This window comes from Catenovulum agarivorans YM01, assembly GCF_000281085.1.
Lineage (GTDB): Bacteria > Pseudomonadota > Gammaproteobacteria > Enterobacterales > Alteromonadaceae > Catenovulum > Catenovulum agarivorans.
In genome coordinates, this window is record NZ_JH767540.1 from 63,370 (window position 1) to 71,954 (window position 8,585).

At 40.2% G+C, this 8,585-nt stretch carries 7 protein-coding genes and 1 pseudogene; 1 reads left to right on the top strand and 7 read right to left on the bottom strand.

What is annotated here, in order from left to right; genetic code table 11:
- The first annotated feature begins 169 nt into the window (after positions 1–169).
- Positions 170–3,247 (top strand): TonB-dependent receptor, encoded by a 3,078-nt coding sequence (locus WSC_RS0119830; RefSeq protein ID WP_016957706.1) that lies wholly within the window; start codon positions 170–172, stop codon positions 3,245–3,247.
- A 147-nt stretch (positions 3,248–3,394) separates the two neighbouring features.
- Here the strand turns inward: WSC_RS0119830 and WSC_RS0119835 are convergent, their stop codons facing one another.
- From WSC_RS0119835 to WSC_RS0119870, 7 genes and pseudogenes are all read right to left on the bottom strand, one after another.
- Positions 3,395–3,811, bottom strand: coding sequence for a UPF0158 family protein (locus tag WSC_RS0119835; protein ID WP_016957707.1), 417 nt, complete (start codon positions 3,809–3,811; stop codon positions 3,395–3,397).
- A complete protein-coding gene (locus tag WSC_RS0119840; RefSeq protein ID WP_016957708.1) occupies positions 3,808–4,464 on the bottom strand; it encodes a hypothetical protein in 657 nt (218 codons plus the stop codon). The genes WSC_RS0119835 and WSC_RS0119840 overlap by 4 nt, the downstream gene beginning before the upstream one ends.
- Before the next feature lie 127 nt (positions 4,465–4,591).
- Complete coding sequence (locus WSC_RS0119845) at positions 4,592–5,050, bottom strand: hypothetical protein (RefSeq protein ID WP_157447365.1); 459 nt, start codon at positions 5,048–5,050, stop codon at positions 4,592–4,594.
- A 132-nt stretch (positions 5,051–5,182) separates the two neighbouring features.
- Positions 5,183–6,445 (bottom strand): annotated as a pseudogene (locus tag WSC_RS0119850) (serine hydrolase domain-containing protein).
- An 86-nt stretch (positions 6,446–6,531) separates the two neighbouring features.
- Positions 6,532–7,557, bottom strand: coding sequence for a helix-turn-helix domain-containing protein (locus WSC_RS24490; RefSeq protein WP_016957712.1), 1,026 nt, complete (start codon positions 7,555–7,557; stop codon positions 6,532–6,534).
- Entirely contained in the window at positions 7,558–7,833 is a 276-nt protein-coding gene (locus WSC_RS0119865) for a helix-turn-helix domain-containing protein (protein WP_016957713.1), read from the bottom strand.
- Positions 7,834–7,908: 75 nt separating this feature from the next.
- On the bottom strand, positions 7,909–8,400 hold the full coding sequence (locus WSC_RS0119870; protein ID WP_026016968.1) for a rod shape-determining protein: 492 nt from the start codon (positions 8,398–8,400) through the stop codon (positions 7,909–7,911).
- Between the last annotated feature and the right edge of the window lie 185 nt (positions 8,401–8,585).

The window sequence follows — 8,585 nt, forward strand, 5'->3', positions numbered from 1 at the left end:
CATAAGCAATTCGAACGTTCGAATATGCGAATTATAGGGCGACAAAACGATTTAACTTTATTTGTAACTTAATCTCGCTTCAGACTTTTCAAAAATGTAACGAGAAGTTTAAAAACATATAACCTGAACTCGGGGTACTTACTATAATTGAACACACTAGGGTGAAATTATGCATAACAGAAAATTTAGACCAACCCAGTTAGCTAAACAGATGAGCCTAATACTTGGCGCTTCTGCATTAGTAACCGGGATAACTGGCAGCTTTAACACAGCACTGGCAGCAGAATTAGCAGCAGAGCAAAACGACCAAGAAGTCGAAGTTATCAATGTAAAAGGTATTCGTGGCAGTTTAATCCGTTCTATGGACGTAAAACGCGATAGCTTTGGTATAGTTGATGCGATCTCAGCAGAAGATATTGGCAAGTTTCCAGACACCAACTTAGCCGAGTCGCTACAACGTATTACCGGTGTATCTATCAGCCGTAGCGACGGTGAAGGTAGCCAAGTCACCATACGTGGTATGGGTCCATCACAAAACTTAGTTTTGTTAAATGGCCGTCAAATGCCAACCCCTACTCGCTCGTTCGACTTTTCAGATTTAGCATCTGAAAGCGTAACAGGCGTTGAAGTATATAAAACCGGTAAAGCTTTTATGCCAACCGGTGGTTTGGGTGGCACAATTAATATTATTACCCCTCGCCCACTTGCAAATCCAGGACAAAAAATCTCATTAGGCGTAAAAGCAGTTAATGACGATTCAACTAAAAAAGGTGATAAGTGGACACCGGAAATTTCCGGTATTTATAGCGACACCTTTGCCGATGATACTTTTGGTGTTGCTTTAGTTGGCATATACCAAGAACGCCACAGTGGTAACAGTAACGCCTCTGTAAATGCAGGCTGGCATACTTTTAGATCAGGCGCAGGTGCAGGCGAACCAGGAGCTGAAGTAGACGCTAATGGCAATACCATATCAGGTGCACTTCCTGACGTAGCGCCAGAAGGTGCGACATTAAATAAACCAGAAGATGGGCTTATTTATGGTGTACCGCAGAATATTGTGTACCAGCTAAATGAAGCATATCGCGAACGTATTAACGGCCAATTGGTTTTAGAGTACAAACCCTTTGATGCATTAACCGCACGCCTTGATTACACCTACTCAGAAAAAACCATAGATCGAGAACTGACCGATATGTCGGCTTGGTTCTCACGCGACTACAAATATTCAACGCTAATTTGGTCTGAGCCAGATGAAAACGGCGTAGTTTATCCAATGCAATACCAAGATACTGATGGTTATAAACAAGCTAAAGTGGGTGAAATTAAAGGTACAGGTATTAATACCGGTCGTTCAAAATCAGGTACTAAAAACACCAATAGCTCAGTCGGCTTAAACTTAAAATATCAAGTAAACCAAAATTTAGCGTTAGAACTTGATTACCACGACTCTTCAGCTAAACACGAACCTAACAGTATATTTGGTTCATGGGGCACATTGGCGATGATTTCGCAGCAGCGAATTCGCCAAACCACAGACTTTACCCAAGATATGCCAGTAATGAATTTTGATTATCCTGACGGCGTCGATGGTTTTGAGCCAGAGGACATTTTAGCTGCCGGTAGTAACTTTGGTACTAACTACGAGCGTTCAGATATAGAACAATTACAAGTTAAAGGTAAATTTGTTTTTGATGACGGCATAGTTGAAAGCATCGACTTTGGTATCAACGACACTACAGTTGAAAACCAACAAAGATACGCAAGCGCAACTCGCAATAGCTGGGGTGGTGTTGGTGAACCAAGTGACTTTGATGACGATTGGTTTACAAAAAAATCTTTAGGTGACGCGTACGACAAAATACCAGGCCATGCTGACCCAGATTTAGCGCCACATTATATTGATTGGGATTTTGAAACCGTTGCTGATTTTGTTGCAACTAACTTCTCAACCGACGATATAAACGAATGGCCATGCGGCCCGCGTTTTTGTGGTGGTGAAAACTTCACGACCGACCGAACTACCATTGAAGAATCGCAAGCGGCATATGTACAAGCAAACTTAGTATTTGATGTAATGGATATGCCAGCAAATGTATTGATGGGTGTACGCTACGAAACAACAGATACCTTTGCAAAAGCTAAAGTGCCTGCATATTCAGGTGTAGAATGGGCAAGTGAAAATGAAATTGCATTACTGCCGGCCATAGATCCAGAATCAGGGCTAGCGATTTCAACCTTTACCTCAGAATCAGGTAACTATGATAACTGGTTGCCGAGTATAGATTTTGCTATCGAGCCAATGGACGATGTGAAAGTTAGAGCATCATACGGTAAAACCATAGCCCGCCCATCGTACGGCGATATGCAAGGTGGCAAAACTTTAGGCTCACAACTCACCAGAGTTGAAGGTTCAGGCGGCCAAGGTAACCCATCGTTATTACCACTAGAGTCCACTAATTTTGATCTAGCGGTTGAGTGGTATTACGACGAAGCAAGTTATGCAGCTGTAGGTTTCTTCCGTAAAGATGTTAAAAACTACATAGGCACAAGCTCTAAGATTGAATCTGCTTTTGGTTTACGCAACCCAGGAGCTGGCCCGCGAGTTCAAGCAGCGCTTGATGCAGGATTTACTTCAAACTTACTTATACGCCAATATATTGCAGACAACTACAGTGAAGGCGTAACTGTTGATGATAAAGGTTTTATTACTATAGTCCCGATTGAAGCAGGTGAATTAGCCGACCCATTGGTCGACTTTAGAATTTCAATCCCATCGAATTCTGACAGAGAAGCCTACTTGTATGGCTACGAATTAGCCGTGCAACACGTATTTGGTGAGACTGGCTTTGGTATTAGCGCCAATGCAACCATTACCGAAGGTGACGTAACTTTTGATAACTCCAACTTAGCATCACAATTTGCCATCGATGGTTTTGGTGATTCTGCTAACTTAGTTGGTTTTTACGAAAACGACAAAATGTCGCTGCGTATTGCCTACAACTGGCGTGATACTTTCTTGGCGAGTGCCAACACTGATGGCCGTAACAACCCAAGATATACCGAAGCATTTGGCCAAGTTGATATCAATTTTAGCTACGACGTAACCGAACAGTTACAAGTATTTGTGGAGGGTATCAATATTACCGACGAGTACACACGAGACCACGGGCGCCACGAGCGCATGCTATTGGATATCCGTCAGATGGCACCAAGGTACAATGTAGGCGCCCGCTACACCTTTTAAATTGTAACTTTGTATAATCCCTGTCACTTTGTTTGATTTGATAATCAACAAACCCAAACACCTTTGTTGCGCAAGCAGCAAAGGTGTTTTTTTATACTTTGATTTTAATAATGATACTGAGCCAAGGCGAATTCCAACATTTGATTATTAGGCGCCGCTGTCAATTTTCACATTATTGATATTACACCAGTCTTTTATAGCTTGATTGAGAGACTGCTCCTCGTACGAATACCATAAATCTAGCTTGTCCACCGAGCTCAAAAATTCTTTAAATCTCGCATAGGCACCTTTACGGCTGAAAATTTCATACGCTTTATCAAGGTGATCCGGCAGCGTTTCGGCAACAAAATTAATCGCCAACTTTTTGCCTAAACCTAGATCTTGCTTATTGGGAAGAGCCAAATACTTGCTGTCTTCAAACAAATCGTCAGGAATTGGTTCTTCAACCGCGTCACCAACGTAGTAAATAGCGCCAGTTTGCGTGTCTAAATATGCCTCATTATCTCCAAAGCCAGCAGAAGCGAATTCAACCGCCCATTCAATATCAGTTAATTTTACGTTCATATAAAACCTTTAGGCTCCTCATCCCGCGTTGATTGGTTAATTGACTTCCGTCTTCCCCAAATGAAAGTGGTTAGAAAGATTACAAAGAAACTACCGTGAAGCCATATCACTGCATACATAGCCTCTTTTTTTTGCTGTGTAACTTGTGTTATGAGCGTTTTAGCTTTTCCGACAATGATATGTCTTTCATTGTATTTTTGCTCATCTATTGCTGTGGGCTTGTATAAAATAAGCTCGTTAGAAGTATCTTTGTAAACTACCGGAAGCCCGTGTTCTATATAAATAGCCTTTGCCATAGCCTCTCTAACATCAGCTTTTTCATGCTCAACTGCTGCTATTGAAGCTTGCTTTGGAATAGCCTGAGTACTATTTGAAATAGTCAATATAGTACGTATGGAATCAAAGCCATTGATACCAAAGGCATTTAAAGCAGAAACAAGTAAAAACAGAAAAAGAAACAAAAATGCCTGTTGATTGTATTTCGGAATAAGAAGGCACTTTGCAAACCCAAAAGGGAGTAAAATGCTCAAGGACATAAATGCCGCGAGAACAAACCATTGAATGTACCAAAGTGAAAAAAACTCAGGTAAATACTGCTTACCGAGAATAGGAACTAGAAACACTAAGGACGTGATCGTAGCTAAGTTTTTCATACGAACCTTAAGAAAACCAACCAGCTGATAGTTTTAACAAATTAGCTAAGATATTGCTATATCTTAGCTTTCAATTACCTTTAAGTAAGGCTAAATGTATTAATATACGCACTTCACTCAATCCTAATCAATAAACCACCAAAATCAACAGCATAATAAATACCACAACCACCAGCCAAAACCACTTCCCAATAGTTGTATGCGTCGATAAATTTGCATAAAACTCACCCCGCACTTTTGGCACTGCTTCAGCAGGTTTTCCAAAACAAGTTGGGCAATCAGCCACATCATTTGGAATGGTTAAGTGGCATTTAATACATTTTCTTGAAGATCTAGGAAGCACAATAAATTTGTCACCTAGCCCTATTGTTGAATCAAACGGAGAATCGTCAAAAACTGGCCTATCTATAGGCTCAAATTCCTGTCTAGCGTTATCGGCCTGCCCTTGAAGATATTGCCTATTTAACTTCCTTTTATCTTCAGCACTTAACAGCAATTCGGCAGGCAAAACTGCACAGCAAAACTCGCACGTTTTTATCCGGCGGTTGAATATGGCTTTATGGCAGTTGGGGCATTGGTATTTCATGACTTCATATCAACTCTAACGAATATAATCTGAGTTTCTCCTTCAAAAAATTACCACCTATGAGAAATCAGTCAAGCATTGAAATCACACCAACAATTTTCTTCAGTTGTTCCATTTGAGAATCCCCTATAGTTAGAAGTTTTGCGTTGTATCTAACTCGTCAATAAACAAACGGGCTAGTTCAAAAGCAACCTTGCTAAAGTCACCAAACTTTTTTGTTTTAACGTTAGTGTTAACAGCCACCGACATCTTGTATTTTGGCAACACCATTAAGAAGCTTTGTGCACCTGCACTCACGCCACCGTGATGCATATATGTTTGCTTTGCATAACCTTGGCCCAAATCTAATGGATGCACACGCCAGCCAATGCCATAACCTTGATGATTATCTAAGCCATTGTTAAGCTTCTGCACTGACCAGAATTCATTGCGTATTTCTGGATAAATAAATTGATCATTCAAAAACGCTTGCCCTAGCATTACTAGATCTTGCGAAGTTGAAACCCAACCACCACCTGCTAAACGATGACTTAAATCAACTTTCATCCAAGGTTTGTAAAAATTAGCTACATTTTCATCTCGCCAATAAAAATTGGCTATTAATGGGAGTTCTCGTTGTGGCGTTTCATAAGTGGTGCTTGTTAGATTAAGCGGCGAAAGTACATATTGATGCATATAGCTTTGATAATTTTGTTCAGCGGCAGCTTGCATGACCGCACTCAGTAAAACAGTCCCCAAACTAGAGTATGCAAATTTTTCACCCGGTTCATGCAATAGTTCACTGTCATCAAATAAACTCAGAGCATCTGCAACATTATTAAAGTGTTCATCTGCTTTGACCGTAGCTATCATACCTAGAAATTCGCTATTCTGTCCGTAGTGTGGGATGCCAGCCATATGCGAAGCAAGTTGCCGAGCAGTGATATTCGCTCAAGATGCGTTCGGTAAATCATCTAGATAATTTTTGATTGGCGCGTCTAACTCAAGTAAACCTTGTTTAACTAACTGTGTTAATCCGACCGATGTAATGGCTTTTGAAGTACTCCCTACCCGCAACTGTGTTTGTGGCGTCATAGGTATTTGCATCTCAATATTCGCCCAGCCACAACTGCCTCCCCAAATTTTTTCACCATTAATCGCCACAGCAGCGGTATAACCCGGCGCTGCAATCGCGTCACTTTGAGCTTGCAGTACGGCGATAGCTTTGTTGCTCAAGTGCTGAAAACTTTGGTTAAATATTTTGCTTTGCTGCGGCTGGTTTATTGGGCGGGGAATATCAGGTTTACCCAACATTGGTACCAAGCCTTTGTACATTAAAGCATGGTAAACAGGCCAAATAGTAAAGCAGCAAACACCGAGCAAAAAAATAATGCTCAGTATAATTTTATTTTTCATATCAATATCCAAGGAATTAGCTTTGGCGCTATTCTTTTGAAAAATAAATATATTTTCTAATCGATAATAAAAAAATCAGATCAATTTTAAAATTGATTACGATATTGCGTTGGGGTCATACCAATTTGCTGTTTAAACGCTCTGTTGAAAGGGGCGATTGAGCCATACCCTGCCTCAAGCGCCAAAGTAAGAACTGGTGTTTGCATTTTGCTTGGCTGTTTTAGCTGCTCACAAACATACGGAATTCGATAACTATTTAAATAATTCGAAAAATTGCTGAAACCTAACTCACTATTTATTACCAGTCTGAGTTGATGGGCTGGCATGCCTAGCTGACTTGCCAACTCACCTATAGTCAAGTTTGATTGCAAAAATGCTCCCTCAGCCATCAATTGGTTCAGTTTTAGTACTTTGCTACTTTGCGTTTGGCTTGGCGAAGGTACACTCACAGGGATAAGTTGCCACTGCTGCATTCTCTGGAATAAATAAAACCCTGCAATAACAAAAACGCCTATGCTATTTACAAGACTGAATTGCCAAGTGTTGCGTACTTCGTTAAACACTAATTCAAATAAACTAAGCGCACTCATGTAACTTACACATATAACTGTTAATAACAGCCGATAGTTTCTGCGTTGGTTATCTAAGTCATCGAAATATTCACTTAAACACAAATAAATAACGTACAAGAATATGGCTAGGCCGACAACATGATTAACATCATGCATTATGCTGCGGCCACCTAATACCAAAAATAGATACACCAACCAAAGTAGGTACAGCCCTAGCGGCACGAATATCCGCTTGTCTAATTTAGCCAAAGTAAATTTTGGATTTAACAAACTTTTGGCAAGCCATAAAACAGCAAAGCAGCTAGCGTCTGTCATTAACAATAATAAGTGGCGTACCCCACCATAGTGGTCATCGTCTATTGGTGATGTCAGCAAAATGTAACTGATAATGCAGCTTAAACAACTGATAACCGGCCAAACGGTATTGGACTTACCACCCGTTCTACCGCGCCAAACGAGCAGAATGCTCGACAGTAAAATGCCAATTGACGTGCACCTAAAAAGCAAATCTATAATTTGAATATCAGACAGGACAATCATTTAAACCAGTTTAATTTCGAGTTTTTTGCCCAGTGCAGCGGCAAATTTTTCTAAGGTTGAGAGTTTCGCATCTTCTGAGTGGTTTTCTATACGTGAAATGGCACTTTTTTGCGTTGCTAACTTTTCAGCTAAATCAAGTTGAGTTAAGCCCGCTTGTTTACGTGCTTCTTTTAACACCACACCAAACTTAAATGCTTGATATCCTTCATCATAGTCATCAGAAAAAGCGAGCTCATGTATCTTTCTATTAGCTACATATTTTTTTAAATCGCTCATGTTAGCTCCTTCGCAGATATTCCACCTCTAAAAAGCTAACACCAACGTGAACTTAGTCAAGAGTTGAAGCGTTTTTTAAGTAGCTAATACTCTAGCTTTTATAGATTCATACGTATCAAGTTTAGTGTTGATTTTACTACCCGTATAAATTATTACTTCTCTTGCACCTGCACCACACGCAAGTTCTCTTAACACCCGATCTTCGATGTTAGTTAAGCCGCCTTCAACCTTTTCAAGTTGATGCATAATAACCCTTGGTGCTGGTCGAATAAAAGATTTGTGGATTGTATAAACACCATGTTGAAGTATTTTTTCAGCTAGATAGAAATCACCAATAAAAGATCGAGAGTGTTTGAATGGGTTTGAAACTGTAATATTACTAGATGCCATTGACTTTGCGTTAGCACCAATTGCTTTTACAACTTCACCTTTATTTGTTTCTTCAATTGCGATAATAGGCTCATCTTCATATAAAATTCCGTCTTTGAAGCCGCGAATGACCAGCTTTTGCTCACTTAACTCCATGATTAAATCGGTGGAAAATAAACTTCTTAAATATGTGAACAAACAATGCTCTCCTTACTACTTAACGCTGAGCTCGCCAGTAAATTGGGAGCGCAGAGAGGAATTTTTCCAAGTGCAGCAACTTGTTATGTGCTGTACATTTTCTACCATTAAATTTATGGAGTCCCAGCATGTGTAGTGGTAGAGTGATTTTGGCCACCTAATTAGAGGATGTTATGATTGATTCA

Coding starts and splice junctions, on each gene's coding strand:
- WSC_RS0119835 (WP_016957707.1), bottom strand. CDS start 3,811: ATGAACGTAAAATTAACTGATATTGAATGGGCGGTTGAATTCGCTTCT.
- WSC_RS0119865 (WP_016957713.1), bottom strand. CDS start 7,833: ATGAGCGATTTAAAAAAATATGTAGCTAATAGAAAGATACATGAGCTC.
- WSC_RS0119830 (WP_016957706.1), top strand. CDS start 170: ATGCATAACAGAAAATTTAGACCAACCCAGTTAGCTAAACAGATGAGC.
- WSC_RS0119845 (WP_157447365.1), bottom strand. CDS start 5,050: ATGAAATACCAATGCCCCAACTGCCATAAAGCCATATTCAACCGCCGG.
- WSC_RS0119840 (WP_016957708.1), bottom strand. CDS start 4,464: ATGAAAAACTTAGCTACGATCACGTCCTTAGTGTTTCTAGTTCCTATT.
- WSC_RS24490 (WP_016957712.1), bottom strand. CDS start 7,557: ATGATTGTCCTGTCTGATATTCAAATTATAGATTTGCTTTTTAGGTGC.